The organism is Mucilaginibacter sp. P1_D10 (assembly GCF_056406215.1).
On record NZ_JBFUAP010000007.1, the window covers coordinates 54,981 to 81,470 of the forward strand.

28 protein-coding genes and 1 pseudogene are annotated in these 26,490 nt (G+C 44.6%); 16 read left to right on the top strand and 13 right to left on the bottom strand.

All coding sequences use genetic code 11. The annotated features are described in order from the left end of the window. Window positions 1–62 precede the first annotated feature (62 nt). Window positions 63–1,067, bottom strand: a complete 1,005-nt coding sequence (locus AC1DYT_RS12655; RefSeq protein WP_477469964.1) for a hypothetical protein — start codon at window positions 1,065–1,067, stop codon at window positions 63–65. Continuing rightward, entirely contained in the window at window positions 1,067–2,680 is a 1,614-nt protein-coding gene (locus tag AC1DYT_RS12660; protein ID WP_477469965.1) for an ATP-binding protein, read from the bottom strand. The genes AC1DYT_RS12655 and AC1DYT_RS12660 overlap by 1 nt, the downstream gene beginning before the upstream one ends. 321 nt (window positions 2,681–3,001) lie before the next feature. Between AC1DYT_RS12660 and AC1DYT_RS12665 the strand changes: the two genes are divergently transcribed. Together AC1DYT_RS12665 and AC1DYT_RS12670 are read left to right on the top strand one after the other, a co-directional pair. Beyond that, window positions 3,002–4,222 (top strand): sensor histidine kinase, encoded by a 1,221-nt coding sequence (locus AC1DYT_RS12665; protein WP_477469966.1) that lies wholly within the window; start codon window positions 3,002–3,004, stop codon window positions 4,220–4,222. After that, window positions 4,200–4,712, top strand: coding sequence for a DinB family protein (locus tag AC1DYT_RS12670; RefSeq protein ID WP_477469967.1), 513 nt, complete (start codon window positions 4,200–4,202; stop codon window positions 4,710–4,712). Before AC1DYT_RS12665 ends, AC1DYT_RS12670 begins: the two co-directional genes overlap by 23 nt. Before the next feature lie 60 nt (window positions 4,713–4,772). Here the strand turns inward: AC1DYT_RS12670 and AC1DYT_RS12675 are convergent, their stop codons facing one another. Beyond that, window positions 4,773–5,144 (bottom strand): DUF6249 domain-containing protein, encoded by a 372-nt coding sequence (locus tag AC1DYT_RS12675; protein ID WP_477469968.1) that lies wholly within the window; start codon window positions 5,142–5,144, stop codon window positions 4,773–4,775. Between the two features lie 261 nt (window positions 5,145–5,405). On the opposite strand from AC1DYT_RS12675, the gene AC1DYT_RS12680 reads away from it, so the two are divergent. The 3 genes from AC1DYT_RS12680 (at window position 5,406) to AC1DYT_RS12690 (ending at window position 7,687) form a co-directional block, all read left to right on the top strand. Then, window positions 5,406–5,987, top strand: coding sequence for an RNA polymerase sigma factor (locus tag AC1DYT_RS12680; RefSeq protein WP_477469969.1), 582 nt, complete (start codon window positions 5,406–5,408; stop codon window positions 5,985–5,987). After that, window positions 5,984–6,496 (top strand): hypothetical protein, encoded by a 513-nt coding sequence (locus AC1DYT_RS12685; RefSeq protein ID WP_477469970.1) that lies wholly within the window; start codon window positions 5,984–5,986, stop codon window positions 6,494–6,496. Before AC1DYT_RS12680 ends, AC1DYT_RS12685 begins: the two co-directional genes overlap by 4 nt. Window positions 6,497–6,832: 336 nt before the next feature. Further along, complete coding sequence (locus tag AC1DYT_RS12690) at window positions 6,833–7,687, top strand: DUF2911 domain-containing protein (RefSeq protein WP_477469971.1); 855 nt, start codon at window positions 6,833–6,835, stop codon at window positions 7,685–7,687. 42 nt (window positions 7,688–7,729) lie between these two features. On the opposite strand, the gene AC1DYT_RS12695 is transcribed toward AC1DYT_RS12690, so the two are convergent. Continuing rightward, the gene (locus tag AC1DYT_RS12695) at window positions 7,730–8,818 is read right to left on the bottom strand and encodes a metallophosphoesterase (RefSeq protein WP_477469972.1); all 1,089 of its coding nucleotides are present in this window, start codon (window positions 8,816–8,818) and stop codon (window positions 7,730–7,732) included. Between the two features lie 432 nt (window positions 8,819–9,250). Between AC1DYT_RS12695 and AC1DYT_RS12700 the strand changes: the two genes are divergently transcribed. The 7 genes and pseudogenes from AC1DYT_RS12700 (at window position 9,251) to AC1DYT_RS12730 (ending at window position 15,483) form a co-directional block, all read left to right on the top strand. Beyond that, the gene (locus AC1DYT_RS12700; protein ID WP_477469973.1) at window positions 9,251–9,685 is read left to right on the top strand and encodes a hypothetical protein; all 435 of its coding nucleotides are present in this window, start codon (window positions 9,251–9,253) and stop codon (window positions 9,683–9,685) included. A gap of 648 nt (window positions 9,686–10,333) precedes the next feature. Next, entirely contained in the window at window positions 10,334–11,122 is a 789-nt protein-coding gene (locus AC1DYT_RS12705; RefSeq protein WP_477469974.1) for a sensor histidine kinase, read from the top strand. A gap of 110 nt (window positions 11,123–11,232) precedes the next feature. Continuing rightward, a complete protein-coding gene (locus tag AC1DYT_RS12710) occupies window positions 11,233–11,823 on the top strand; it encodes a hypothetical protein (RefSeq protein ID WP_477469975.1) in 591 nt (196 codons plus the stop codon). 276 nt (window positions 11,824–12,099) lie between these two features. Further along, the gene (locus AC1DYT_RS12715) at window positions 12,100–12,741 is read left to right on the top strand and encodes a response regulator transcription factor (RefSeq protein WP_477469976.1); all 642 of its coding nucleotides are present in this window, start codon (window positions 12,100–12,102) and stop codon (window positions 12,739–12,741) included. Window positions 12,742–12,771: 30 nt separating this feature from the next. Then, complete coding sequence (locus tag AC1DYT_RS12720) at window positions 12,772–13,842, top strand: PA0069 family radical SAM protein (protein ID WP_477469977.1); 1,071 nt, start codon at window positions 12,772–12,774, stop codon at window positions 13,840–13,842. A gap of 31 nt (window positions 13,843–13,873) precedes the next feature. After that, on the top strand, window positions 13,874–14,713 hold the full coding sequence (locus AC1DYT_RS12725) for a hypothetical protein (protein WP_477469978.1): 840 nt from the start codon (window positions 13,874–13,876) through the stop codon (window positions 14,711–14,713). 6 nt (window positions 14,714–14,719) lie between these two features. After that, a pseudogene (locus AC1DYT_RS12730) lies at window positions 14,720–15,483 on the top strand (DUF4184 family protein). A 25-nt stretch (window positions 15,484–15,508) separates the two neighbouring features. Here AC1DYT_RS12730 and AC1DYT_RS12735 read toward each other — a convergent pair. The 5 genes from AC1DYT_RS12735 to AC1DYT_RS12755 form a co-directional block, all read right to left on the bottom strand. Next, entirely contained in the window at window positions 15,509–16,252 is a 744-nt protein-coding gene (locus tag AC1DYT_RS12735; RefSeq protein WP_133226539.1) for a zinc ribbon domain-containing protein, read from the bottom strand. Then, on the bottom strand, window positions 16,252–17,349 hold the full coding sequence (locus tag AC1DYT_RS12740) for a Nif3-like dinuclear metal center hexameric protein (protein ID WP_477469979.1): 1,098 nt from the start codon (window positions 17,347–17,349) through the stop codon (window positions 16,252–16,254). The genes AC1DYT_RS12735 and AC1DYT_RS12740 overlap by 1 nt, the downstream gene beginning before the upstream one ends. Before the next feature lie 429 nt (window positions 17,350–17,778). Continuing rightward, on the bottom strand, window positions 17,779–18,147 hold the full coding sequence (locus AC1DYT_RS12745) for a TM2 domain-containing protein (RefSeq protein WP_477469980.1): 369 nt from the start codon (window positions 18,145–18,147) through the stop codon (window positions 17,779–17,781). Between the two features lie 154 nt (window positions 18,148–18,301). Beyond that, window positions 18,302–18,616: a DUF2752 domain-containing protein gene (locus AC1DYT_RS12750; protein ID WP_477469981.1), complete on the bottom strand. Its 315-nt coding sequence runs from the start codon at window positions 18,614–18,616 to the stop codon at window positions 18,302–18,304. Then, the gene (locus AC1DYT_RS12755) at window positions 18,609–19,025 is read right to left on the bottom strand and encodes a DUF4199 domain-containing protein (protein WP_477469982.1); all 417 of its coding nucleotides are present in this window, start codon (window positions 19,023–19,025) and stop codon (window positions 18,609–18,611) included. The genes AC1DYT_RS12750 and AC1DYT_RS12755 overlap by 8 nt, the downstream gene beginning before the upstream one ends. 156 nt (window positions 19,026–19,181) lie before the next feature. On the opposite strand from AC1DYT_RS12755, the gene mfd reads away from it, so the two are divergent. Next, window positions 19,182–22,532, top strand: a complete 3,351-nt coding sequence (gene mfd / locus AC1DYT_RS12760; protein ID WP_477469983.1) for a transcription-repair coupling factor — start codon at window positions 19,182–19,184, stop codon at window positions 22,530–22,532. On the opposite strand, the gene AC1DYT_RS12765 is transcribed toward mfd, so the two are convergent. After that, window positions 22,533–22,940 carry a type II toxin-antitoxin system VapC family toxin gene (locus AC1DYT_RS12765; protein ID WP_477469984.1) on the bottom strand — a complete coding sequence of 136 codons (408 nt, stop codon included), beginning with the start codon at window positions 22,938–22,940 and terminating at the stop codon, window positions 22,533–22,535. Continuing rightward, window positions 22,940–23,152, bottom strand: a complete 213-nt coding sequence (locus tag AC1DYT_RS12770; protein WP_477469985.1) for a DUF2281 domain-containing protein — start codon at window positions 23,150–23,152, stop codon at window positions 22,940–22,942. The genes AC1DYT_RS12765 and AC1DYT_RS12770 overlap by 1 nt, the downstream gene beginning before the upstream one ends. A 189-nt stretch (window positions 23,153–23,341) precedes the next feature. Here AC1DYT_RS12770 and AC1DYT_RS12775 point away from each other — a divergent pair, with 189 nt between their 5' ends. After that, on the top strand, window positions 23,342–23,827 hold the full coding sequence (locus AC1DYT_RS12775; RefSeq protein WP_477469986.1) for a macro domain-containing protein: 486 nt from the start codon (window positions 23,342–23,344) through the stop codon (window positions 23,825–23,827). 90 nt (window positions 23,828–23,917) lie between these two features. Here the strand turns inward: AC1DYT_RS12775 and AC1DYT_RS12780 are convergent, their stop codons facing one another. Further along, complete coding sequence (locus AC1DYT_RS12780; protein ID WP_477469987.1) at window positions 23,918–24,682, bottom strand: slipin family protein; 765 nt, start codon at window positions 24,680–24,682, stop codon at window positions 23,918–23,920. 276 nt (window positions 24,683–24,958) lie between these two features. On the opposite strand from AC1DYT_RS12780, the gene AC1DYT_RS12785 reads away from it, so the two are divergent. After that, window positions 24,959–25,522 carry a hypothetical protein gene (locus AC1DYT_RS12785; protein ID WP_477469988.1) on the top strand — a complete coding sequence of 188 codons (564 nt, stop codon included), beginning with the start codon at window positions 24,959–24,961 and terminating at the stop codon, window positions 25,520–25,522. Window positions 25,523–25,552: 30 nt separating this feature from the next. Continuing rightward, entirely contained in the window at window positions 25,553–25,744 is a 192-nt protein-coding gene (locus AC1DYT_RS12790) for a hypothetical protein (protein WP_477469989.1), read from the top strand. Between the two features lie 15 nt (window positions 25,745–25,759). On the opposite strand, the gene AC1DYT_RS12795 is transcribed toward AC1DYT_RS12790, so the two are convergent. Next, window positions 25,760–26,479 (bottom strand): hypothetical protein, encoded by a 720-nt coding sequence (locus AC1DYT_RS12795; RefSeq protein WP_477469990.1) that lies wholly within the window; start codon window positions 26,477–26,479, stop codon window positions 25,760–25,762. Between the last annotated feature and the right edge of the window lie 11 nt (window positions 26,480–26,490).

Genomic DNA, 26,490 nt, shown 5'->3' on the forward strand with positions numbered 1-26,490 from the left:
TCAAGACGACCCGAGAAGCGTTAAGCTTAGAGAAGCTCTTAGTTAAGCACTTGCCATATTCCTTACTGTGCCATAAACTGACTTTGTATCTGCTCTCTTCTTTGAATGACAGATGATAAATGATTTATCACATCTTCATTTGTTTCTGCATATTCTGGCTCATATACGGTAGGCATCTCTTTTATTATTTTTACAATTTCGCTAGGATACCATTCAATAGGGTCTTTGCCGTTTGCCTTACTTAGCAAAGTAACTGAACTCATCATCGGGGTTCCATTATCACTTTTGTAGACATAAATACCCAATTGATTGCTAACAAAGCCATTTTTTATCGACAGTTTTGCAATAAGCGTTTTCCCCAAACCAATCGCCGCCTTTTTGTGCCCATCGTCGATATTGGCAAATTCTAAAGTATTTAAAGTTGCTTCAGAGGCAATTTTGATAACTTCATGATCTTCAATGTTTTGTTTAAAGTCATCGCTGAACAATTTAATTACTGCGTCATTAAGATGAATCGGTGTTGTTGAAAATATTAGAAACTCATCAATATTATTTTGAAGTTCAAAAATTTTGTCCAGCGCTTGAAACATCTCCTTGTTAGGGTTGATGATCGAATCGCAAGGGTCAAAATTAATAATATCAAAAGGGAAACCTTGTTGTAAACGAATAGCATCCCGGCGCATATTTAATTTCCTCCGCACTTCTCTATTTCTTACATCGCCATCTGGGTCCATAGCTTGTAGTTCCGCCGTATCTTTGAAAAGCAATAGCTGTTGTATTTTCCCTTTTACGATAGACTCTCTTAACGGCGGGTTGACGTTTTTGAAAATATCGGCCAATTTACTTTCTTCCATTTCACAAATGGTTACGCCGGTTAAGGTTTGGTTGGCATCTCTTTGTAAAACGCCTTCCATTTCGAGCATAAAAATATCAATGGCATTTGTGTCACAAAGAGTTAAATATTTTATTTTTATGTCCCCTTTTCGTTCTTTAAATTCTTTACTGGCAGGTAGCCATCCATAGAATCGAGTGCAATGTTTACTGTAATAGTTATCCCAATCCTTCATTAGATGATTTCTTTTAGCGCCTTTTTCACCAGTTCCATAAATGTATCATGACGTACCTGTTCACTTTTGGAAGCTCGCGAAATATGATAAGCAATTTCTATGATTTTATATAATTGATCGGCTTTACTACTTCTGATTTCCTGGATATCATTGTTAATTGTAATGACACCTTTATCATTATCTATTTCCAACGATGTATTAATACTTTTATCTTCCTTAAGTTCAAACTTGCCTTTACTGGCAGTAATTACATAATCTTTTAATTTGTTACTTTGGGTTGATAACTTTGTTTCTTTTACAACTTCCCTTTTTTGAATTGCCGCCTTATTTGTTTCATCAAATACCTTATCTAAGACCTCATGGATATACTTTTGTAGTGACTTATAATGTTCCTCATGCTCGTTAAAACTATCCCGGTCAATATTTAACGCGGCCTCTAAGCCAGAATCAACAAAGATTTCCCCTGATACCCATTTACTTCTTATTGTTTCGACTTGCTTGTAATATTTCATGAATGTAGCATCATACCCACCGATACCAACATTTCGCAACCTTACTTGAATACCATTAAGTTCAAAAGGCCGAATGGCACGAGAAACTTGGGAAAACACATATCCGGAAAATTTTAGACGGGAATCAAATATGTCTTCATCAAATTCAAAATAATACACCCTTGAGGTTATATCCTCAACAGACGGCAATTGAATAAGCTTATTTAAAAGTATCCCATCAAAATGCAAATCAAAATTATAGCCTAATAGCGCACCTTGCCGCTCATTGATAAACGAAGAGAATTTTTTATCCAGGATATCAATTTTTTTATTTTGATCCCATTTTATGGGCGACTTTTCATTATCGTAATATGGCAAAGGGCACAATGTACACAATTCCCAAATTGTCTCGAGGTAAGCCTTACAATCTCGCACAGAGCGACTATTATAAAGAATCGATATGATACTTTTTAGAGAAAAGGGGACGTTTTTAAATTCTTCAAGAGTCTCATAGCTTTCCCGCATTTCCCGGCGAAAAGTTCCACGAACATCATTGGAGTAAATTCTAAAGCCTTTTTTTGAAGCCTCATAATCTATCTTTTCATATGACCATTCGCCGACATCAATTTCTTTTCCTTTAGATTTGGGTTTAGTGATCTCTGAAACAAGATCGGGGATACTCTCATTAGTAAGTACTATTTCCCCTTTAAAAGCAAGTAAATTTCCTTTGTCGTCTTTATAATGGGATTCGATTTCAAAACTGTGGCACAATTGTCCAATAGCCATCATTCCGATACCTAATCTTCCAATAACAGGCCTTTTGAAAATTTCTGTTTCATTGGCATTGCCGCGCCTTTTAGAGCTACTTCCAATTCCATCGTCAGCAAAATGTTTTTTAAAGCCTTCCAATGGCATACCTGTTCCATTATCAACGATAGATATGTAATCAAATGCAGGAAAGTTGGTGTTAACCCTTACCTCTGTTGCATCAGCATCGTAAGCGTTGTTGATCAGCTCTTTAAAAACAGTAGCATTGCTGCGATATAGGCCGCGACTTAATTGTGCAAGCGTAATATCGGCAACTCTTATCTTGCCTGATTCTTGGTCTGCTGTGGTTGACATTGAAAATAATTATTTCAAAATTGGCTTAGGTAATTTAATAACAAACTTAATTGCTATGGTTACTTATAACTGAAAGCCAGTTTATTCAAATATGCGGATTGTTTTATTCATAGAAAGAATTTTATTTTTCTATAACATGGCTATACAGCAAACCATTAACCCTATTATGGAAATCCCCGGAAATTACAAAACCTCAAATCGGAAGATTTGCCGCTTTGTGCGTTTGCGCTTGAAGGCTTGCGCCTGTGTCAATCAATAAAACATTTTACGTAATTTGCCGCTTCTTCTGACTTACGAACATCAGACTTTCGGACTTAATACATGAACCCATACCAACAAAAACGTATCTGGAAATATTCGTTACTTGCTTTTGCGGTGGTTATTGCCACCGGGTCGTTGCTTTACACGAGTTATTTGGTGCGTAACATTGCCAAATCTGAACGTACGCGGGCGCAGGTGTGGGCGTTGAGCATGCGGCAGATGATGTCTTCGGACGATAACGATTTCCTAAACTACGTTTTCGCCGTGCGCGATAGTTCGGTAGTACCCTCGCTGGTGGTGAATTCTAAAGGCGAGTTTCAGCTTACCCGCGGGCTGGATACCACCAAAACTTTTATTAAGCTGGATGCCGCAGAGCTTAAGCAAAAGCATCAGAAATACGACCCCGGTTACTTTAAAGATGAGCTGGAATATATGAAGTCTCAGCACGACCCTATACAGTTAACCATTTTAAACGAGCGCTGGCTGGTTTACTATAAAGATTCGCCCCTGCTCACGCAGTTAAAAATATTTCCATATATACAATTATCGGTTATCGCCATATTCCTGATGGTTGCCTACACGGCGTTCAGCTCGTCGCGCAAATCTGAGCAGAACCAGGTTTGGGTGGGCCTTGCCAAAGAAACCGCGCACCAGCTGGGTACGCCTATATCATCGTTGATGGCGTGGATAGAACTCATCAAAGACAAGTTTGATGCGGAGGACGACCCGCTGCTGGCCGAGATGGGGAATGACGTAAAACGGCTGGAGATAGTGGCCGACCGATTCTCTAAAATAGGTTCCAAGCCAAAGCTGGAGACCCATCCGGTTTATGATGTAGTGAAAGATTTCGTAGATTATTTTAAGGTGCGTGTAAGCGATAAAATCAGCTTCGAACTTACGGGTAACCGGCGATTGTTGGCAGGCCTCAATATCCCGCTGTTTGATTGGGTGCTGGAGAACCTGCTGAAAAATGCCGTAAATGCTATAGACGGCACGGGCAGCATCAAAGTAAACATCAGTGGCAGCCGGGCAAAAAAGCAGGTTTTTATCGATGTATCTGATACCGGCAAAGGCATACCCCGCTCTAAATTCGAAACGGTTTTCCAACCGGGATACACTACGCGCAAGCGTGGCTGGGGCCTGGGGCTATCGCTCACCAAGCGTATGATACAAAACTACCACAACGGGCAGATATTCGTACGCGATTCGGAGCTTGGCAAGGGCACCACATTCAGGATAGCATTAAAAAGTTTAACAGATGATACAAAGGCCACAACCTAACCAGTACCCGGTATTTGCCGGCACCTACGTAAACATGGTACCCGAAGGTGCCGATGTGATGCAGCTACTAACCGATTCCCTTACGGATACTTATGCGTTTTTCACCGCGCTGCCCGCAGATAAGCACCTATATGCTTATGCCGAAGGCAAGTGGACCATTAAAGAAGTGCTGGGCCACATCATAGATACGGAACGCGTGTTTGCTTTCAGGGCTTTTTGCTTCTCGCGCGAGCAAATCGTACTGCCGGGTTTCGATCAGGACACTTACGTGGATAACACCGATTACAACAGCCGCAGCCTGGCCGAACTGGCCGAAGAGTTTAAGGTTACCCGCCAGTCTAACCTGTACGTTTTCCGTAACCTGACGGAAGAACAACTGAACCGCAGCGGTACCGCAAGCGGCAACTACCTAACTGTGCGTGCACTGCTTTATATGACTGCCGGGCACGAGCTGCATCACCTGCGGATACTGAAGGAAAGATATTTATAAATTAAAAAGGGTAACGCAATGCGCTACCCTTTTTTGCTTTTGTAAAGTTTTTTTGCCGGCTTACTCTTTATCGTTATTGTAAAGCTCTTTTTTCTCGATACGGTAAGAAAGCACCAGGCCCAAACCACCGAAGATAGCGATCAGCCCGAAGTAGATAGCGGCATTTTCATCGTTATACCTATCAGCGCTGGCAAATATGGTACGGTCCAATAAAAAGGCCAGGAACAATCCAAAACCTGCGCCAACCAATAATAAACCCCATTTTAAGTTTTGATATGGCGCTGGTTGCGGCTTGTAATTTCGCGGATCCATGCCGCGCTCAATCATGGCCATTTTTTCGCGTTTTTGTAAGTAGATAGCACCAAAAATGGTTGCAAACATGCTGATGATAAAAATGATGCCGGCGAAAACGGCCAAACTTGCAGTATTCATGATATTTTACAATTAAATAAGTGTGTATTTTTGTTTTCAAACTCACCACTACGGTGTATTTGTAAGCTATGACCACCGGTTTTTTAATGAGGTTACAGGCAATGGAGAAAATATTTTAGAATTTGGAATTTAGATGTAGTATATAATAGTAGAGCGTATATATCAACGCCGGGCGGATAAACGAACCAATTCGTAAATCTAAAATCGTAAATTTAACCTGTAACCTATTTCCACGCCATGTAGTCAGAGTGTTTGTATAATATGCAAAGCAAGCTTTCCGATATCGAACTGATAGAACAAACCCTGGCGGGTAACCAATCGGCCTATGCCGACCTGGTTAAACGGCACCAGCGTTTCGTTTTTACGCTAGCGCTGCGGTTTACAAAGGGGCGCGAGGATGCCGAAGAGGTTGCGCAGGACTGTTTTGTTAAAGCTTATCGCTCGTTATCGAGCTTTCAGCAACAAAGCAAATTCAGTACATGGCTGTATAGTATTGTATATACCACCGCCATGACGTTTTTGCGTAAGAAACGGTTAGATACCTCGTCCATAGACGATGATGAGGCTTATATACAGATTGAAAACAAACCAAGCGCGTATGATGCGCACAACATCGAAAATAAATCAAGGTCGTTTTACCTTAACCAGGCCATAGCACAACTATTGCCCGATGATGCAACCATTATTACGCTGTTTTATAAAGGCGAGCAATCGTTAGATGAAATAGCGCAAACCTTAGGTATCGAGGCAAATACGGTTAAGGTGAAACTATTTAGGGCGCGCCAGCGTTTGAAAGAAAAGCTGGAGCGTAATTTAAAACACGAAGTTAAAGAACTGATATGAACAGTATAGAAGAACAACTTTGGAGCTACATTGATGGCACCTGCAGCAAAGACGAGCAGCAGGCCATGGCGCAGCTTATTGCACAGGACGAGGCCCTGCGCATACAGTACAATGAACTGCTGAAATTGAATGAGGAATTTAGTACGATGGACCTGGACGAGCCATCGATGGCTTTCACTTACAACGTAATGGAAAATATCCGTACGGAAAACGCCATGCAACCACTTAAAGCAACCATCAACAAGCGAATTATTTGGGGGATAGCGGCATTTTTTGTTATCACCATAGCGGCGCTGCTTATATTTGTGTTAACTTCTGTTAACTGGAACGGGGGCTCAGCTATGGCAATTGACATCAACATTCAAATGCCCGAGCAATTGGATGCCTCGCACATCAAAAGTTTTTTCTCTGGTTCTGTATTAAAAGGCTTCCTGTTTTTCGATGTGGTGATGGGCCTGTTCCTGCTGGATGCCTTTCTGCGCAAGCGGCAGGGGATAAAACAACACTAATTGTGTACACTGCTGTACAATTTTCCTGACAAATTGTACACTCATGGCAAACACCCTCAAAACAAAATACACAAAATAGTGCGTTTTGTGTTCTATTTGCAATAAAAATGCGCGTTTAAACACGCAATGCTTTTTGGTACAGTATTTGTAATAAACACATCGGACCGGTATTCCTTACCGGTTAATTGTGATAAGGTTTAGGTTGAAAGTCCCCCGGAGCAAGTCTAGGGGGCTTTTATTTTTTTAAGACGATTGAACCTTTGGCCCGCAGGCAAGTCTATTTCATTTAAAATTCATTCAACAATCATTACCTTAGTAGTAAATTTATACCTGACGATGAAGAAGTCTTTTTACTGCCTGTGCATTATGTTGCTCGCCTGTTGTACAACAGCCCAAACATTTGCCCAGGAACTGCGCATACCCGAAGCCAGCTCTACCCAAACCATTATACAGGATTTTGGCTTAGGCAAAGTAACCGTTACCTACTCGCGCCCCAATGTAAAAGGCCGTAAAATATTCGGCGGTATAAACCCTTACGGCCAGGTTTGGCGCACCGGTGCCAACGCGGCCACAACCATCACTTTTACCGAGAACGTAATTTTTGAAGGCAACAAAGTGCCGGCCGGTACTTATGCCCTCTTTAGCATACCCGAAGAGACCGATTGGACCATCATCCTGAACAAAACCGCCAAACAATGGGGCGCTTATGGCTACAAACAAGGGGATGACGTGTTGCGCGTAAAAGTAAAATCGCGCTCGGTTGATGAAAAAAGGGAAACCTTTACCATGCAGTTTGCCAACTCTACCACAAAATCTACCGAGCTGTACCTGGTTTGGGACCATACCGCAGTGCCCATACGTTTGCAAACAGACGATGATGCCCAAATTACTGCCAATATAGAAAAGCTGATGCTGGGCGATAAAAACAAACGCCCTTATTTCAACGCTATACAATACTTTTATGAGAACGACAAGGACCTGAATAAAGCCCTGCAATGGGCTTTGGAGGCCGAGCAGATGGAGCCAAACGGCCCATGGTATAAATTATGGAAAGCCCGTATCCAACTAAAAATGGGCGATAAGGCAAAAGCTATTGCCACCGCACAGGAAGGCGTTAAGCTGGCTAAAGCCACTAATGATGACGAGTACGTACGCCTTAACGAAGCCGTAATAGCGCAGGCAAAAAACTAAGCCCGCCAAAATACCGCTAGCTGCAGCAGGCATGAAATACATCTACTGCAGCTTCAAATCTTCCAGTTTGCATTCTTCCAGCACAACCCTTTCGCTAGCATTGCGGCTGTAATGCCATTTAATAAGGCTGATGGCCCCCCCGGCAATCTCTATACCCGTAATGTCTCCGTCATCAAAACAGCAGCAGCCTGTGTTGAAGTAGGTATCCAGGTAGCCGTTAAAATCGGGCTGGGTATGTCCCTTTAAGTGCAAGGCTGTTATCTTTTTCTCCAGCACAGCGGCTTCGGCCTGCTCGCCTTTGCTTTTAGCCAGTTCTAAGCGGGCATATAGGTTTTCCAGTTGTGTAAATGAACGAAACACAGGCTGGTGTGTATGGCCGGTAATCAGCAGCGTATCTTTCCTTTGGCTGCTCCATTCGTACATGATGCGGTTATGATCGGTTTTTAGCTGGTTGTTAAAGGCCGGCGTATTGGGGTTTATGCGCAGATAACCTTGCAAAGGTCCCCAGATATCCGAAACAAACCATTTGCTAAACCAGCTACCATCGCTCTGCAGATCGCCCTGGTGGCCGTGCGTCATAAATATGGATAGCGTTTTTCCGCTCACATCGGCTTGCAGTATCGCGCCTTCATAAATCCGTATGGCTTTACCATATATCTGGGTAAGGCTAAGCATGGCGAGCGGGTCGTTGCCCCAATACAGGTCGTGGTTGCCAAATATTTTGATGAATCTATCCGCATCTATAAACAACTTCTCTTTATCAAAGGTGACTTGGTTGTGGTTTTTTACCGTAAGGAAGATGTTCTCCCAAAGCTCTTCACTATCGCCCAGGTTGACGTAGGTAAATTGGCCATCGTAATAATAATCCAGGGCGGCAAGATAATTTCTCTCCGCACCGGCAAATATATCGGCACCGTCGCGCGCGCCTTTATGCTGATCAGACAGGATCACGAATTTATCCTTAACGGCATCGAAACTGATGAGCGGCCCTTTTTTGCCCGGGCGGGTAGTAATATTTTTATATAACGCAGCCAGCGCCTTATCCACCCGCGCCTTATCCGGGCGCGCAGAGAACTTATCGGCCAGGCGCGATACGGGTTTGTACAATAGTTTTTTTAGGAAGCTGTGCATGGCAAAGATAACATGCAAAAGGCGTAAATTGTTGCAGGTAGATGCAGGGTCTTGTGTGCCTTTTGCTGTTAATTTCTTGATTTTTTTGGAAGGAGGTGTGGGGGCGAGATGCCCCCATAACCCATTTCCTTCCATCCCTAAATTCCCCCGAAGTAGGGATTAACTTTAAAACGCTTATTTGAGCTTTGGCGTTTTTAACACTTTTTCCCGCAGTAAGCTTTTGAAATCACTTAGCATGGGTACAATCAACTAATTATCTGTTAATCCAAAGTACGGTACAAATCGGCTCATTCAAAAGAAGTAGAACACCCAAATAATCCGTGGTTTTCGCGGTAAAAAACACCGTGAAAACACGGGTTGTTCCGGTAAGCGCAATTTTGATATATTAGGCGAAACTAATCCCTTAACCTAACATTTTAAACTCCCCTAATTATGCCCACTAAACCCGAAACCCTACCCGAGCACTCGTTTGAAGACAGCGTGGTAACAAAAAAACAGCTGGCGGCGCTTTCTGCGAATTTTTTTAAAAAACTTCAGGTGATAGACAATGGCAGGCTTAGGCCCATTGACTGTTCAGACCCGGGCCATCCTGAAAAAAACGATTCCCGGGCCGTTATTTTCTCAAAAAAAAGCATCGATGCCCTTTTTGACGCAAACCCAGGCGCCGATGGGTTGAAAATATATTTTGGCATACACGACCATGATATTTTCCCTATCCCCGAAGAGAGGCGCAAAAGGTATCAAAATAAGCTAATGGCGGTTTTAGTCACCCTCAACGGCTCGGTAGAAAACCTGAACGACGATGCTGGTGTTGCCGCAAAAGGCATGGATAACGCCGTGCTATGCCCTCCATTAATAGGTTGTTAATAATCTTGTAATACGTATATTAGTGGCAATGTTTGACCGTTTATATTTTTTTTTTGAAGCACTTGCGCTTATAGTCGCAGTGGTTCAGTTACCGAAACTTAAAAACACAGTTTATAAATACTTTGTGCCCTATCTTTTTTTTATTCTCATTTACGAATATGGTTCGGTAAATAGCTGGTTTGGCATAAAGGGCAGTAACCTTTGGATATCCAACATTACCCTGTTTATTTTCTTTTTGTTCTATTCGCTTATTTTGTTGCAACTTATAAGAACACCACTGTATAAGAAATGTATAAAGGCCGCAATTCTGTTTGCGGTCTTTTGTTATTTAGTAAACAATGCTTTTTTTCAGGGCTTTTGGAGTCTTAATTCCATAACAATTCTCTTACAGTATTTTATCCTTATTGTAATTACCTGCCTTTATTTTTATGAATTAATGAACTACACTCACGTTCAGCTTTCCATTGTGTCTTTACCCGGGTTTTGGCTCAATACCGGCCTGTTGTTTTTCTGTCTTGTTTACTTTCTGTTTTACGCATCGTTTACCTTTTTGGCATACCAAAAACTCCAGGCGTTTGTTACATTATTTAAAGTTGTTGCTAACCTTGCAAATGCCATATTATACTCCTTTTTAACTGTTTCGTTTTTATGCGCCCGGAAAGCCAACAGCTTATTGTAATTATTATTGCAGGTACTATCATGCTATTACTGTTGGGCATGTTTATCATAAGCTTTTTGTTTTTTTATCAACGTAAGCACAACAACCACATTACCGAGAAAGAACAGCAACAGGCCGCTTTTAGGCAGGAACTGCTTAAAACGCAGATAGAGATGCAGGAGCAAACGCTTAATTACGTAAGCCGCGAAATACACGACAACGTAACGCAGGTGCTTTCTTTCGTTAAGCTTAACCTTGCCTTTACCGGCAACCTTGCCGAAACAGAACGGGCAAATAAGATAGATGAGAGCCGAAAGTTGGTTTCGCAAGCCATAGGCGATTTGCGCGACCTCTCCAAAAGCTTAAGCTTTGAGCACATAGCCCAGCTGGGCCTGGTAAAAACCATTGCCATTGAGGTAGAGCGGCTAAACAAAAGCAACATTATGGAGGCCGTAATGAATGTGGAGGGTCAGCCCATTAGCCTGGGAGATGAGCGCGAGCTAGTGTTTTTCCGCATCTTTCAGGAGGCTTTGAACAATGCCCTTAAGCATGCCGGGGCCAGTCAGTTCAAAATAGGCATGCGGTATGATGCCAACTCTTTTAGCCTCACCATTGCCGATAATGGTGCCGGATTCGATTACGCTGCGTTAAAGGCGGGCGGTTCGGGCTTGCGCAACATGCAGAACAGGGCGGCATTAGTAGGCGCTGTTGCCAAAATAAGCAGCGAACCGGGTAAAGGCTGCTGCATAGCAATCGATATAGCCTCGCTCGCCAAATAAGCTATGGCTGCATTAATGCGGTAATACCTATATTCGCGCCCATGTTCGGGTCGGTGTATTTTTTATTCGAATTGATGGCCTTTGTTATTTCGGTGATCCAATACACCAAAATGAAGGGAACACCGTACCGCTATTTTGTGCCTTATCTCTTGTTTATCGTATTTTACGAATTCGGCACCATACAAAAATGGTTCAGCATCAACCATCGCAACTTGCATGCAACAAACATCAGCACTTATATCTCGTTCTTATTCTGCGCATTTTTCCTGCGGGGGCTCCTCAGAAACCCCTACTTTAAAAAACGGATGGCTGCCGCGATAGTCATAACTGTTGCATGTTCTCTTATCAACATGGCCTTTTTCCAGGGGTTTTGGAATCTCGATTCTTTCACCATCCTGATGCAATTCATGGTCATCATCGTTTTGTGCGGCATTTATTTTTATGAGTTGCTACATTACACCATACAGCCCCTGGCCCTTATAAGGCTGCCCGCTTTTTGGGTAAATACCGGGTTTTTATTTTTTTGCGTGCTTAACTTTATGGTCTACGCTTCGTTTGCTTACATGGCCTACAAAGGCAATTATACTTATTTTCTATTGTTTAACGGCATTGCCAGTATATCTATAGCCGTGCTCTACACCTGTTTAAGCCTGGCTTTTTTATGCTTCAGCAAGCCGGCAAGGCTGCCAGAAAAGGGATAAATGATGGGCATGCGCAGCTCTTTTTTGAGCCATAATCGCCGATGCTAAACAACACAAAATTTGTTTGCAGTATTATTCACATTTATTTAACTTAACCATCGCTTTTTACACCGCCAACCCATCTAATTATACGTTAAAAATTAGCGGGGTAGGCTTAAGGAATTTCACAGCGCAGACCAGCCTGCACAGGAGTAGCTGCTAAATAATAAAAGCAGCTAACCAGGAAATGGTTGTTGTTGTATTACGATAGATGTTGACCCCCTTTTACAACAAAAAATGCCTACGGACGCTATACAAATAGTACTGGTTGATGACCATCGCCTGTTCAGGAGCGGCTTGGTGTCGCTGATAAACAGCCTTGGAGGATACAAGATACTTTTCGAAGCCGGCAACGGCGAAGAGCTTACCCGCAAACTGTCACCACAGTTGAAGCCCGATATAATTTTGCTGGATATAAACATGCCCGTAATGGGCGGGATAGAAACCGCTCGCTGGCTGAAAGCAAATTATCCGGATATATGCGTAATTGTACTCTCCATGTTCGAGGATGCCGAAAAAGTGCTTACCATGGTGAAACTCGGCGTAAAAGGTTACCTGCTTAAAGATTCGGAACCATACGAGTTTGAGCACGCGCTCCGCAAGGTATCGCAGGGCGAAATTTATTACCCCGAGTTTGTTACCCGCCACCTGGTAAACAATTACAACCGCAATGTTGACGATATAAAACTGAACAGCCGCGAGCTGGAGTTTTTGAAACTGGCCGGCACTGAACTTACTTACAAAGAAATTGCCGACCATATGTGCATCAGCGCACGCACCGTTGACGGCTACCGCGACCAGCTCTTCGAAAAACTACAGATAAAGAGCCGCGTGGGTTTGGTACTTTATGCCATAAAAAACAATTTGATAGAGTTGTGATTTGCTAATTTAATTAGCAAATTTGTGCTTATGGCACATGAGGAGAATCCGGAATTTTTTAAGGGGAGAGGGGCACAGGTAAACACGCACAACAAATTCCTGAAGAATAAGTACGTGCTGGAGCATGCCGAAGGGCTCGACGAGCAACTGCTGGAAGATACCCGCACGCAGCTTTTTGAAGAGAATGCAAAAAAAATCGTAAGCGAATCTAACAGCCCCGACCTGGGGCGTTTCGTATCTATAAACCCATACCAGGGCTGCGAGCACGGCTGCATATATTGCTACGCCCGCAATACGCACGAATATTATGGCTTCAGTGCCGGGTTGGATTTCGAGCGAAAGATCATCGTAAAACGTAACGCGCCGGAGCTGCTTGAAAAGCACTTCAACAAAAGGGGATACGAACCCGTGGCCATGGTACTCTCCGGCAATACCGATTGCTACCAGCCCATCGAACGAAAACTGAAAATAACCCGCGCTTTACTGCAGTTGTTCCTTAAATACCGCAACCCGGTGAGCATTATCACCAAGAATAACCTGGTGCTGCGCGATCTGGATATCCTCAGCGAAATGGCCGCCATGAATCTTATCCACGTGAATGTGTCGCTCAATTCGTTAAACGAATCGTTACGCCAAAAGCTGGAGCCACGCACCGTAACCGGCATGGGTCGGCTGGCCGTAATACAAAAACTATCAGAAAAAGGTATCCCCGTGCGGGTGATGGTTGCACCCATCATTCCTGGGCTAAACAGCAACGAGATGCCCGAAATTATTAAAGCGGCAGCCGATAGAGGGGCATTGGCCGCAGGCTTTACCATAGTGCGCCTCAACGGCAGCATTGCCGAGCTTTTTACCGATTGGGTACACAAAGCCTTCCCCGACCGTGCCGAGAAGGTGCTGAACATGATAAAAGCCTGCCACGACGGCAACCTGAACGACAGCGACTTCGGACGCCGCATGACCGGCGATGGCCACGTGGCCAACTCTATCCATCAGTTATATCGCATGGCTTGCGTACGCTTTTTAGCGGGAAGGGAAATGCCGCCGTATGATTTGAGTTTGTTTACGCCGAAGGGTGGGAAGCAGATGGGGATGTTTTGATTTTTTATTATCTTACTTGAAATTACCTTGCATGAAAAAGCTACTGTTTGGCCTGTTTCTGTATTTTTCGATCTCTCATATTTACGCACAGGAGCTTTCGCCAATGGAAGTGTGCAAAAAAGTATTCTCGAGGGATAGCTTATCCAATTTGAAACATTATTGCACAGACGAGTACGAAGGGCACCCTAACGGCCTGGATATAAATCCTGGAGTTAAATTGAGGTTCAGGCAATTGAGCGGCGATAGCGCTACTGCGGTTATTAATTTAACGATTACTGATACCTCCGGCTTCGAACTGGATACTTATCTGCACTTGAAGAAAGATACTACCTGGAAAATAGCGGCTTTTAGGGCACTTGCCTTGACGGGTATGCTACAGCAGATGTATGACGAGTTAAAAAAGATGACCCCGGCGCAGATAAATAAAATGATAGCAATGCCGTTACACAAAGGCAAGGATTATCGCATATTTAAGTCGCGTGAAGACTATTCTTATCTGTTAAACAACACGGCACTTACGCTTGCATCGGACGATAACATAATCGCTCACTTTCAAAAAAACAAGGGGGCTTTTGAACAACTAAAGGTCGACTTTTTGAACTCCCCACCAGCCGGAAAAAGAAATTTCATAAAAGCCTCAGACGATAAAAGTGCCCTATCTAATAAACTAAAAGCGCTTTACCTGCACAGTGCCGAAATTAACGGCGAAGAAACTACCAACACCGTAATTCTGAATATCGGCGGTATTGTGGATAACCACGTTGGGTATATGTATGTTAAAGATAACAAGGACGTGCCCAAAATGAGCGATGGACATTTTATTATGATACGCTCGCTTGGTGATGGGTGGTATCTGTATAAAACCACATAGTCGCTTATGCCTTTCACCTTTGCACACCCTGCTATCGTATTACCTTTAAGCAGTTTGCCTAAACGGATGGTATCATTAACAGCTTTAATAATAGGCAGTATGATCCCCGATTTTGAATATTTTATCAGGATGAAATTGATAGGTATTTACGGGCATAGCTTGGGCGGCTTATTTTGGTTCGACCTGCCGCTTGGCTTGCTTGTATATTTTGCCTATCAACGGCTGGTAAAAAACCATCTTATTGATTATCTACCGGCATACTTAAATCGCCGGTTCTCTGCTTATAAGAACACTGCTGCCGGCCAGCTTTCCGTAAACAATATAGCTATCATTATGATATGCCTCTTAATGGGTGCGGCATCGCACATTTTTTGGGATGGCTTTACGCACAAGCAACGCTTTTTGCCGCACAATTTCCAGCGTTCACTTCAACAATTAATTTAGCCGGGCATCCGGTTTTCGTTTATAAACTCTTACAGCATTGCAGCACGCTGGTTGGCTTCGGTGTAATTGGGTATGCTATAACACGGCTGCCAAAAGGCGAGGCAACTGGCCAGCAAAATAAAGCCCGGTTTTGGATTAGTGTACTGGGCGTAATGCTGGTTGTGCTGACTATAAAAGCATCTGTATGTTTTAAACCCTGGGGCAGCCAAAATGAATTTCCGTATGGCGAGATTATAGTAACCGCCATTTCCGGAGCGATGCTTGGATTGCTGATAGTTTGCAGTTATACGCGCAACAAAAAAGGCCCCATAGCTGGAGCCTTCTAAATATAAATTTATAGTTGGTTGCGTGTTATGCGTTCTCTTCTTCCAAAGCCATCAGCTCGTCAACCAATATACGGCCGCAGTGCTCGCAAACGATGATCTTTTTGCGTTGGCGTATATCGCTCTGGCGCTGAGGAGGTATTTGGTTAAAGCAGCCCGCGCATGAGTCGCGCTGTATAGTTACTACCGCAAGGCCGTTCTTTGCATTGTTGCGCAGGCGGTTGTAAGCGGTAAGCAAGCGCTCTTCTATGTTTACGGTAGCTTTATCAGCCTGGCTGTTCAGCTCGTTTTCTTCCTTTTCAGTTTCGGCAGTAATGGTACCTAGTTCGTCTTTCTTGGCGTCAAGGTCGGCACGGCGGGCATCTAAATCGGCTTGTGCTTTTTCGTAGATGGCGGTTTTAGATGCTATCTCGAAACCAAACTCGCGGATTTTTTTCTCGCTTACCTGTATATCCAGACCCTGTATCTCAATCTCTTTAGAGATTGCGTCGTACTCGCGGTTGTTTTTAACCTCGTTAAGCTGGGCTTCGTATTTTTTGGTGTTGGCTTGCGATTCCTTGATGATGTTCTTGCGGGTCACAATTTCGTCCTCAAGGTCGTCCAGCTCGTTCTTTATTTTTTGTATGCGGGTTTCTAATCCGGCTACGTCATCTTCCAGATCGGCAACTTCCATAGGCAATTCGCCGCGTACCTGGCGTATCTTGTCAATTTTGGTGTGGATGGTTTGCAGGTCGTATAAAGCTTTAAGCTTTTGTTCTACAGTTTGTTCCATTAAATATAATATTTGACGGGGTTTGTATTTACTTTTGTTAAACGGACCGCAAAGTTAACAAATTTATTTTGAATAATTTCATGCAATAATTGTTGCGTAAATTGCTCACTTTCAAAATGTCCGATGTCGGCAATCACTATCTTTCCTTCAGCATCAAAAAACTCGTGGTATTTGTAATCTGCGGTGATAAAAATGTCGGCCCCGGCCGCTATGGCCTGCTTCAATAAAAAGCCGCCCGAGCCGCCGCAAACCGCTACTTTTTTGATGGGTTTGCCCGTAAACTCGGTGTGCCTGATAACGCTTGCGCGCATTTTGTCTTTTACGAAAGCTAAAAAAGCACCGGCATCCTTAGCATTTTCCAACTCGCCAATCATTCCGCTCCCCACTTGCTGGTTTTGGTTGGTGAGGGCGTAAAGGTCGTACGCCACCTCTTCATAGGGGTGCGCCAGCACCAGAGCCATAATTATCTTGCTCTCCAGGTTGGCGGGGTAAATGCTTTCAATGCGTATCTCATGTTCGCGGTGGCGTTTGCCGGGCTCGCCCACGTAGGGGTTGGCGTGCTCGTTTGCTTTAAAGGAACCAAAGCCTTCTGCGTTGAAGCTTACTTCGCTGTAATTGCCAATGTTTCCGGCTCCGGCGGCAAATAAGGCATTGCGCACCTCTTCGGCTTGCGCAACGGGTACGTAGGTTACCAGTTTTTTTAATAATTGATGCTTTGGAGCAAGGATGCGTGTGTTTTTTAGCCCCAGCGTTTCGCAGATGCGGGCGTTAACCCCCGTCATGATGTTATCCAGATTGGTATGGATGGCGTAGATAGCGATGTTGTGGCGGATGGCTTTCTCTACCACGCGCTCAACATAGGTTTTGCCGTTGAACCTCTTTAGTCCTTTAAAAACGATGGGGTGGTGCGACACGATTACCTGGCAGCCGGTGGCTATGGCTTCGTCTACCACGGCCTCGGTACAATCCAAGGAGATAAGCGCCTGGTGTATATCCGCGTCCGGGTGGCCTACGATCAGGCCCGAGTTATCGTAATCTTCCTGATAGGCCAGCGGGGCCAGGCTCTCCAGGTAAGTGGTAAGCTGTGCTAATTTCATATAAGCGAAGGTAGTACAGGATTGAGGAGATTAAAAAGATTGACAGGATTTTATTTGAGTCGCTTCCTGTTGGTTAAATGGCATTCCTCCTAAATCTCTGTGAAACTCCGCGACTACTCCGCGCCCTCTGTGGTTAGAAATCACCACAAACAACAAAGACCCAAACGCCTGTAATATTTTCTTTGGTGGGCCAATCGCCGCCGGGCGCTGTGGCCCTTCCCAATGCTTACAATCGTTTCGGTCTTCCCGGGCGTTAAGCCCATTCAGTATTTATCTTATTCAGGCTTTTTTAGCTTTTGCGGTTTTTAGGTCGTTCTGCAACAGGGCCAGCAATTCTTTATCGAAACGAACGGTTAGCTTATGGGTGTTTTTGTTAAGGGTTTTCATGTTTGTATGTATTAAAAGTTTGGGGTGATGTTTTTGCGTTAATTATTCCTGAACGGCCATTTTGGTAATCTGGAAGCTTTCGTAAGCCATTTTCTGGTTATACTCTGTTGCGATAGAGCGATGGTTAATCAAATCTATGATGGTACCTATACCACAGAAACCGGCAGTACAAATGAACAATATGCCCATTACAATTTGCCCGGTAACAAAGCGCTGTACGCCGGCAATGCACACAAAGCCAAGCAGCGTATAAATGAGGATTTCTTGCGGGCTGCGCCTTTTGCCCGAGTAAACCATATAAAAGTATTGTTTCTGTCTTTCGCTCAGGCCATTGGTAGCCTGTTGCAGAAACATCATTTCTTCGGTTGTCATATCCGAGAAGGTCATATAAGGATCGTAGTGCGTGTTCATGGCTGTTGTTTTTTAATGTTTGTGATGATTGATGATGTAAAACTACATCCAAACACTAATGTGACCAATGCATTATTGGCAGCATGTAATAAAGTATCGGTAAACGAGGCAGATTTTGCGGTGAAACAGGGCCGGGCTTTTGCCGGAAGAAAATTTATCGGTGAGTATCGCGCCCTTGCATGCGGGCAAGGTAGTTTACCGGGAAAATAAGGGTATATATCCTGTACATTATGCCAAGTACCGCCGGTATCCCCAGCCAATGAGCCTGGAAAGAAGCACGGATATCGCCATGAAACAGATAAGCGATGGCGTGGCCCAGCCCACAGCCCGGGCACCAGGCAATACCCATGGCCTTAAAGGGACACAAACTAAAATGCGCTGGCCCCGCCGGGTTGGTAAACGCCAGGCAAGCCATCGCCGCTATCCAAAATACAAGTTCGAAGTATCGGTTAAAAAGCTTTTTAATCAACTCTGTTACTGCGGGTGGTGAGCAGTAAAGATACGCCAAAGGCCATAATTACGCCAACCAGCAATGCGCCGAAAATACGACCACTAAAGGCTTGCAGCGTTGGGTCGTGAGCGCTTATTCCGCCCCAGTTTACAAAAACGATCCCGATGAATGTAGTTAGTGCCCCGCCTACCAGCAGTATCTTAAAGCTTTGGATAAGCGCCTCTAAAAAGCCCATCTTACCCTTTAACTCGCCATCGCGGAAGTTCTTTACTCCGAAATAAAGCCCGATAAGCGGAATGAGCACCGATACGTATTCTATGGGTGCTACCTTGCTATCGGTAAGGTCGGCATGGTTGCCGCGCAGTACAAAAAGCCATATAGTGCTTAACACGCCTATCACTATGCCGAATATTACTGAATTTTTCATGTTGCAGAAATTTTTAGTTTATGGTTTTGGTCGGCGCCGCCTTATCGGCAGCGAAATATCATTTAAAAGTAATGTATGTCCTGTTTTGTTTGCCTAAATTTTGCATAATTAACAGTAGAGGTCTTAAAGCCCTTTTTTGCCTATATTTGCATCGTTTTGAATATCCGCGATATATTAGAAAGGTATAAGGCCGACGAACGGATAAAGGCACTGGCGCAGGCGCTTAATGCCGGTAAAAATCCAAGGGTGCAGCTAAGGGGCTTAGTCGGATCGGGCGATGCGGCCATGGCTGCTGCGTCATATTTTTTGCAGCACAAGCACATGATATTCGTGCTGCCCGAGCGCGAAGAAGCCGCCTATTTCCAGGCCGACCTGGAAAACCTCACAGGTAAAGAAGCCCTGCTTTTCCCATCATCGTACCGCAAGCCCTTCGAATTTACCCAGCCCGATAGCAGCAATGTTTTGGCCCGCGCCGAAGTATTGAACGAACTTAACCACGCTACCGAATACGGCCAGCTCATCGTTACTTACCCCGAAGCCATTGCCGAAAAGGTGATAGACCGTGCTTCTCTGGAAAAAAACACCCTCGAGATTGCCGTTAATAATAAACTGAGCATCGAATTCATCAGCGAGTTTTTGGTGGAGTACGATTTTGATAGGGTGGATTTTGTTTACGAACCCGGGCAGTTCTCGGTACGCGGCGGCATCGTGGATATCTTTTCCTTTTCGCACGATCTGCCTTACCGGGTAGAGTTCTTCGGCGATGCCATCGAATCGATACGCACCTTCGAGATAGAGAGCCAGCTATCGGTAGAGAAGGTAAAGAATATCACCATCGTACCCAACGTACAATCTAAATTCCTCACCGAGAACAATATCTCCCTGTTAGAATATGTAGATGCCGATACACAGGTGTGGATAAAGGATGTACAGTTTACGCTGGATATTATCCAAACTGGGCATAAAAAAGCCACCCAATTGTGGAAGGCCCTTTCTGCAGAGGAGAAAAATCAGAACCCCGATTGGATAGACCCCAAATTCAGCTTTACCGACGAGAAACTGATAGCCGACCAACTGCACGATTTCCCGCTGGTAGAATTTGGTAAGCAATTCTTTTACCACGATGCCGCGCAAATTATGTTCGATATGCGCCCGCAGCCGTCGTTCAATAAGGATTTTAGCTTGCTGATACACAATTTCAAGACCAACGAAGCTGATAAGATAGAGAACTACATCCTTACCGATAGCGCAAGGCAGGTAGAACGCCTTTACGCCATTTTGGATGACCTTGATAAAACGGTAAAGTTTACGCCGCTGAGCGTATCCATTCGCGAAGGTTTTATAGATCGCGAACAAAAACTCGCCTGCTATACCGACCACCAGATATTCGACCGATACTACAAATACAAACTCAAAAAGGGCTATCAACGCTCGCAGGCGATTACCCTAAAGGAGCTGCGCGATTTGAAGCCGGGCGACTTCATTACCCACATAGACCATGGCATCGGCAAATACGCCGGACTGGAGAAAGTAGAGGTGAACGGCAAGGTGCAGGAAATGATCCGTTTGGTTTATGCCGATAACGACCTGCTGTACGTAAATATCAACTCGCTAAACCGCATCAGCAAATACAGCGGCAAGGAGGGTACGCAGCCCCGCATGAACAAGCTGGGCACCGATACCTGGGAGCGGCTGAAGAAAACAACAAAAAAAAAAGTTAAGGATATAGCCCGCGATCTCATCAAGCTTTACGCCCTGCGTAAAGCGCAGGATGGCAACGCTTTTTCGCCCGATAGTTACCTGCAGACGGAACTGGAAGCATCTTTTTTATATGAGGATACGCCCGATCAGGAAAAAGCCACGACCGATTTTAAAAAGGATATGGAATCGCCGCACCCGATGGACCGCCTCATTTGCGGCGACGTTGGGTTTGGCAAAACCGAGATAGCCGTCCGCGCCGCGTTTAAGGCCGTTGCGGATAGCAAGCAGGTGGCCATACTGGTGCCGACGACCATTCTTGCCGCGCAGCACTACAAAACCTTTAGCGACCGCCTAAAGGGCTTCCCCGCCAATATCGATTACATCAACCGCTTTAAAACCAGCAAGCAAATAAAGGACACCCTTGCCAAGTTGAAGGAGGGCAAGGTAGATATCATCATAGGCACCCATCGCTTGGTGAGCAAGGACGTGAAGTTTAAGGACCTCGGTCTGATGATCATTGATGAGGAGCAAAAATTCGGCGTATCCGTTAAGGAAAAGCTAAAACAGATGCGCGCCAATGTGGACACGCTTACCCTCACGGCAACGCCTATCCCACGCACCCTGCATTTTTCGCTGATGGGCGCGAGGGACCTTTCCATTATCTCTACCCCGCCACCAAACCGCCAGCCGGTTGTTACCGAGCTTCATGTGTTTAATGATAAGCTGATAAAAGAAGCCGTAGAGCACGAGATTGAGCGCGACGGACAGGTGTTCTTCATCCACAACCGTGTCGCCGATTTGCCGCAATTGGGTGGCATGATACACAAGCTGGTGCCCAAAGCCCGTATAGGCATAGCCCACGGGCAGTTGGAAGGCGATGCGCTGGAAGATGTGATGCTGAAATTCGTAAACCACGAATACGATGTGCTGGTGGCTACCACCATCATCGAGGCTGGGTTGGATATCCCCAACGCCAATACAATCATCATCAACTATGCCCACATGTTTGGCCTGAGCGATTTGCACCAGATGCGTGGCCGCGTAGGGCGAAGCAATAAAAAGGCCTTTTGTTATTTGCTGAGTCCGCCTTTATCTACGCTTACCAACGAGGCCCGCAAGCGATTAAGCGCCATAGAAGAATTCAGCGATTTGGGCAGCGGCTTCAACGTTGCCATGCGCGATTTGGATATCCGCGGCAGCGGTAACCTGCTGGGTGCCGAGCAAAGCGGCTTTATTGCCGAAATCGGCTTCGATATGTACCACAAGATATTGGACGAAGCTATACAGGAGCTGAAGGAAGACGAATTCAAGGGCGTATTCCCTGATGAAAAGCCGAAGCCATTCATCAGCTTTACGCAGATTGATACCGACCAGGAGATCCTGATACCAGACGAGTACGTTACCAACATTGGCGAGCGCTATAACCTGTACACCGAGCTAAGCAAACTAGAAAACGAAACCGAGCTGCAGGCCTTCAAACAGCAACTGCACGACAGGTTTGGCCCCGTACCCCTGCAGGTAAACGATTTGCTGAACTCCATGCGCCTGCAATGGCTGGGCAAAACCATCGGTTTCGAAAAGGTATCCCTTAAAAACAACGTGCTGCGCGGCTACTTCATCACCAACCAGCAATCTGCCTATTTCGAAAGCGATGCCTTCCGGGAAGTGCTCAACTTTGTACAGCGTAACCCGCGCCGCACCAACCTTAAAGAAGTAAAAAACACCCTGCGCTTAAGCGTAGATAGGGTGGGGAATATTAATGAAGCGTTGGAGGTTTTGGAGGAGTTGATGGTGGTGGGGGTGTAGTTACCAGATGACTTTTACCGAACCCTGATAAAGTTTGAATTTTTCATCGCCCGAAAGAATTGTTGCGTTTTCTTCAATTGCGGTAGCTATTAGCAATCTATCAAATGGGTCTTTGTGACTTTCGAACAGTTCTATTTGTGAATATCTGGAAAAATGAATGTTTTGAATACTAACAAGGGTAAATCCATCCTCTTCCGCTTGGTAATTAACATCGTCTGTCGAAACTAAAAATTCCGGCATTTTTCCGAGCCGTTGTTTTATCACCAACTCAAGCAAGCTTACCTGGCTGAAAAGTATAATATTAGATGGGTTTTCGATTATAACAATGGCTCGTCGTGATAAGCGCGGGTTATTCTTTTGAAACCACACCAAGGCGTGTGTGTCCAACAAATACTTGTTGCCAGCCATTACATATAATCCTTCAGCTCGTCCAATGGTTCATCAAAGTCATCGGGCAATGTTGCCATACCTTTCAACCCTCCGGGTACGCGCTTTTCTTGCTTTTTCTCCACCGGTTCGGTTAAAAAAGTTACTATTACATCCGTTTTTGAATGTACAGGGGCCTCCTCGCTCAAAACGATGTGCCCTTCTTCATAATATCCTTTAATTGCGGTCAGCATAATAATCAAATATACAAAATCCTCTGCCTAAAAAAGCAAGTTCATGTCGCAAGATACTTAAGTGCGCTGAATACTTGGAATGGCGGCGTGATTGGCACATAAGTATTTAATCAAAATGTTTTTATATTAGATGGATACGTTTGCCTGTTAAACCCAGGGAACAGAGAACAACATATTCGAATTATTTCTATGGTAATTTATAAAGAAGGAAATCTTTTAGAAGCTAAAGTCGATGCGCTTGTGAACGCCGTTAATACCGTAGGTGTAATGGGTAAAGGCATTGCTTTGCAATTTAAATACGCTTTTCCGGAGAATTATGTGGCCTATAAACAAGCATCGGAGCGAAATGAGATTGTCGTAGGTAAGGTTCTGGTTGTTCCTGTAAATGACTTAAACGGCGTTAAATTCATCGTCAATTTTCCAACCAAACAACATTGGCGTAATCCATCTAAACTACAATGGATTAAGGACGGATTAAAGGACCTTCTTGAGCAAATTATCAAATATGATATAAAATCAATTGCGCTTCCTGCTTTGGGTTGTGGAAACGGTGGTTTGGATTGGACGGTTGTCAAACCTGTTATAGAGCAGTATTTATCTGACTTGAATGTCGAAATCTCGGTTTATGAGCCGAGTGCATTCATTACAGAAGCACTAAAAAAGAAAGCAAAGTAATCGCCCATCGCGTGCCGGTGATGAGCGATTACAAGGCCTCGAAATAACAATCGCAGAACAGAAGTCCGGCGACTACACAAAAGTTCTATATTATGCCTCCGTTTTCTTACTCACCATCTCCGTAAAGCTCCTCGCAGCATTTGTAAAATCGGATGGCACCAATACGATGGTGGTGGTATTGTTATCGATGCCTATTTCCGATAGCATCTGCATGCGGCGAAGTTCCAGGGCTATTGGGCTGCCCTCCATTTGTTTGGCACCCTGGGTAAGTTTGATGGATGCTTCCAACTCAGCTTCGGCCTTGATGATACGTGCGCGTTTCTCACGGATGGCCTCGGCCTCGCGGGCCATGGCACGCTGCATCGATTCGGGGATTTCTACGTCCTTCATCTCTACCATTACTATCTTGATACCCCAGGGTTCGGTGGCTGCATCTACTATTTTTTGCATGGTTGAGTTTATCTGCTCGCGCTCGCGTAAAACTTCATCTAAATGATGCTGGCCAATAATATTACGCAACGCCGTTACAGCAAACTGGTAAACCGCCTGGTTGTAATTGGCAACCTTGATAATTGAGTCTTCTGGATTAATTACCTTGAACCAAAGCACGGCGTTCACCTTAATGGTTACGCTGTCTTTAGTGATGGTTTCCTGCTGCTCTAAATCGACTGTGCGGGTACGAATGTCTACGGTTATCTGCCTGTCAACAAAGGGAATGATAAAATAAAGCCCGGGACCAGCCGTATGGCTGTAGCGGCCCAAACGGAAAACAATGGCGCGTTGATACTCCTGCGCAATGTGAGCACTAATTACTACCAGCACAAGGGCGATAGCTAATACAATAAGTAAATACATGATGTTTGTTATTTAATGAACGCATCGCCTGCCTGTAGGTTCCGGGAGGATTTTGAGGTTTCGGGGAAGTTTCACCGGTATGCGATTACGCGGTAAATGTAGCGTACATTTCCATATATGCAAAAAATATTTTCAGCGGCTAATTGCCTGTAAAATAGCCAAGAATGACACATGATCCGTGCCAACGGAACAGCCTAAACGTGCCATTTCTGCTGCTATAAAATGTTGGCACGTAAATGGCAATACATCATTGGCAAACATAGGCCCGCAACCAATATGAAATTACCATTCAAGCGTACGCGCACAGATATAAAACAATACGCCGTTAAATTATCCAACGACGGCTTCAGGCAAATATTCGACCATATAGACCAGCTGAACATCAAACGCGGCGTGGATAAAATGGGGCTGGATAAATTCATCAACCAATGCGCCTACCTGGCAGCAGGCTCGGGAGCCATATCGGGCAGCGGCGGCATCATCACTATGGTGGTAGGTATGCCGGTCGATTTCATTAACCTCATCACTCAACAGTTCAGGGTTACCATGGCTATTATGTACTACAGCCGCGGTAGTTATAAAATAAGTTTCGAAGAATTTATGGGGCTGGTTGCCGCCTCTTTTAAAATAGAAGCCGGCGTTGCCATGACCAAAACCGTAATGGAGAGCATTGCCGAAAAGCTGTTGCTGGCCTTTGGCGTACGCACTGCCGAAAGGTTGATACCTGTTGTTGGCGCAGTAATTGGCGGCACGGCAAATTACCTGTTCGTAAAACGCATGGCCGATTCGGTGAAGAAATCGCAGGGGATAAAAGGGCCGGTTGAGGTGAAGGTTTACTAATTTAAGCGTTTAATGTTTTGTTAGTTCAGCATGAGAAAAGAAAACCTCGCGGTCGGGTTCGAGCGCTTGAACTACATGCGAAGCATAGGGTCTGTTCTGAACCAAACGCCGGTTTTGCTGAACACAAAGCTAATACCTGTTGTCGGAGTAGTAATTGGCGGCACGGCAAACCACCTGTTTGTAAAACGTATGGCCGATTGCGTGAAGAAATCGCAGGGTTAAATTGCTCAACAGAGGTTAAGGTTTTTTGATTGTAGTATGCCATCCCGGTTCTACGGAATAAGCCGCGATGAATTTTCGCAATTCTGCCCTTGTAAATAACACTTCGCGCTGTGGTTCAAAACTTTGTATAACATGCGGCAGCACATTATCCGTTGTTACAAGCAGTCCTTTAGGCGTAATGAGGAATTTGCTAATAATATCATGCGCTTTTAAGCCTCGGGCGGCCTCTAATAGTTCTTTGCGTGCGGAAATAGCATCAGCATCATGCGTCTGAGTAATCAGATTGCGGTTAATTCGTGAAATGAGGACTGCTTTATACTTCCGCAATACATAATCCATACCCGCCTCGCCTAATACTGTGTTTAACGGTATCGGCTTCCCATCTTCAACAAATAGCGTCAGCCATTTTTGATAAGACGAAGGGTAAGCCCCCATGCCTTCGTAAAGCAACCTAATGGAAACAAGCAGATTGTTGGAATACTCTACCTTGTAATTTAAACTCGTAACGCCGCATCCGCAAGTACTATAATTGTCCACCACATCCGGGAGCTTATCGCCGGAGAATAATACCGAATCTGAAAACGCTTTTTGCAGAGCCGGGTAATCGTTAGATATTACAGGAATTAACAAGCTATCCTTTTGATTTCCGTACTGCAGGTAAACCTTTTTTGTGCTTATAACTGGTGACTTTGCAGTGAGCGTTTTTTGTGCAAAGCCGCAAATAGCGGCAAACAATAGGAAAATGG

What these genes read in the sequence shown, in the direction of transcription:
- AC1DYT_RS12745 (WP_477469980.1), bottom strand. Translation starts at nt 18,147, where the DNA reads ATGAACACGCACTACGATCCTTATATGACCTTCTCGGATATGACAACC.
- AC1DYT_RS12705 (WP_477469974.1), top strand. Translation starts at nt 10,334, where the DNA reads ATGCGCCCGGAAAGCCAACAGCTTATTGTAATTATTATTGCAGGTACT.
- AC1DYT_RS12710 (WP_477469975.1), top strand. Translation starts at nt 11,233, where the DNA reads ATGAAGGGAACACCGTACCGCTATTTTGTGCCTTATCTCTTGTTTATC.
- AC1DYT_RS12735 (WP_133226539.1), bottom strand. Translation starts at nt 16,252, where the DNA reads ATGGAACAAACTGTAGAACAAAAGCTTAAAGCTTTATACGACCTGCAA.
- AC1DYT_RS12685 (WP_477469970.1), top strand. Translation starts at nt 5,984, where the DNA reads ATGAACAGTATAGAAGAACAACTTTGGAGCTACATTGATGGCACCTGC.
- AC1DYT_RS12670 (WP_477469967.1), top strand. Translation starts at nt 4,200, where the DNA reads ATGATACAAAGGCCACAACCTAACCAGTACCCGGTATTTGCCGGCACC.
- AC1DYT_RS12695 (WP_477469972.1), bottom strand. Translation starts at nt 8,818, where the DNA reads ATGCACAGCTTCCTAAAAAAACTATTGTACAAACCCGTATCGCGCCTG.
- AC1DYT_RS12665 (WP_477469966.1), top strand. Translation starts at nt 3,002, where the DNA reads ATGAACCCATACCAACAAAAACGTATCTGGAAATATTCGTTACTTGCT.
- AC1DYT_RS12740 (WP_477469979.1), bottom strand. Translation starts at nt 17,349, where the DNA reads ATGAAATTAGCACAGCTTACCACTTACCTGGAGAGCCTGGCCCCGCTG.
- AC1DYT_RS12690 (WP_477469971.1), top strand. Translation starts at nt 6,833, where the DNA reads ATGAAGAAGTCTTTTTACTGCCTGTGCATTATGTTGCTCGCCTGTTGT.
- AC1DYT_RS12725 (WP_477469978.1), top strand. Translation starts at nt 13,874, where the DNA reads ATGAAAAAGCTACTGTTTGGCCTGTTTCTGTATTTTTCGATCTCTCAT.
- AC1DYT_RS12720 (WP_477469977.1), top strand. Translation starts at nt 12,772, where the DNA reads ATGGCACATGAGGAGAATCCGGAATTTTTTAAGGGGAGAGGGGCACAG.
- AC1DYT_RS12660 (WP_477469965.1), bottom strand. Translation starts at nt 2,680, where the DNA reads ATGTCAACCACAGCAGACCAAGAATCAGGCAAGATAAGAGTTGCCGAT.
- AC1DYT_RS12785 (WP_477469988.1), top strand. Translation starts at nt 24,959, where the DNA reads ATGAAATTACCATTCAAGCGTACGCGCACAGATATAAAACAATACGCC.
- AC1DYT_RS12770 (WP_477469985.1), bottom strand. Translation starts at nt 23,152, where the DNA reads ATGCTGACCGCAATTAAAGGATATTATGAAGAAGGGCACATCGTTTTG.
- AC1DYT_RS12715 (WP_477469976.1), top strand. Translation starts at nt 12,100, where the DNA reads ATGCCTACGGACGCTATACAAATAGTACTGGTTGATGACCATCGCCTG.
- AC1DYT_RS12655 (WP_477469964.1), bottom strand. Translation starts at nt 1,067, where the DNA reads ATGAAGGATTGGGATAACTATTACAGTAAACATTGCACTCGATTCTAT.
- AC1DYT_RS12675 (WP_477469968.1), bottom strand. Translation starts at nt 5,144, where the DNA reads ATGAATACTGCAAGTTTGGCCGTTTTCGCCGGCATCATTTTTATCATC.
- AC1DYT_RS12680 (WP_477469969.1), top strand. Translation starts at nt 5,406, where the DNA reads ATGCAAAGCAAGCTTTCCGATATCGAACTGATAGAACAAACCCTGGCG.
- AC1DYT_RS12755 (WP_477469982.1), bottom strand. Translation starts at nt 19,025, where the DNA reads ATGAAAAATTCAGTAATATTCGGCATAGTGATAGGCGTGTTAAGCACT.
- AC1DYT_RS12790 (WP_477469989.1), top strand. Translation starts at nt 25,553, where the DNA reads ATGAGAAAAGAAAACCTCGCGGTCGGGTTCGAGCGCTTGAACTACATG.
- AC1DYT_RS12765 (WP_477469984.1), bottom strand. Translation starts at nt 22,940, where the DNA reads ATGGCTGGCAACAAGTATTTGTTGGACACACACGCCTTGGTGTGGTTT.
- AC1DYT_RS12775 (WP_477469986.1), top strand. Translation starts at nt 23,342, where the DNA reads ATGGTAATTTATAAAGAAGGAAATCTTTTAGAAGCTAAAGTCGATGCG.
- AC1DYT_RS12780 (WP_477469987.1), bottom strand. Translation starts at nt 24,682, where the DNA reads ATGTATTTACTTATTGTATTAGCTATCGCCCTTGTGCTGGTAGTAATT.
- AC1DYT_RS12700 (WP_477469973.1), top strand. Translation starts at nt 9,251, where the DNA reads ATGCCCACTAAACCCGAAACCCTACCCGAGCACTCGTTTGAAGACAGC.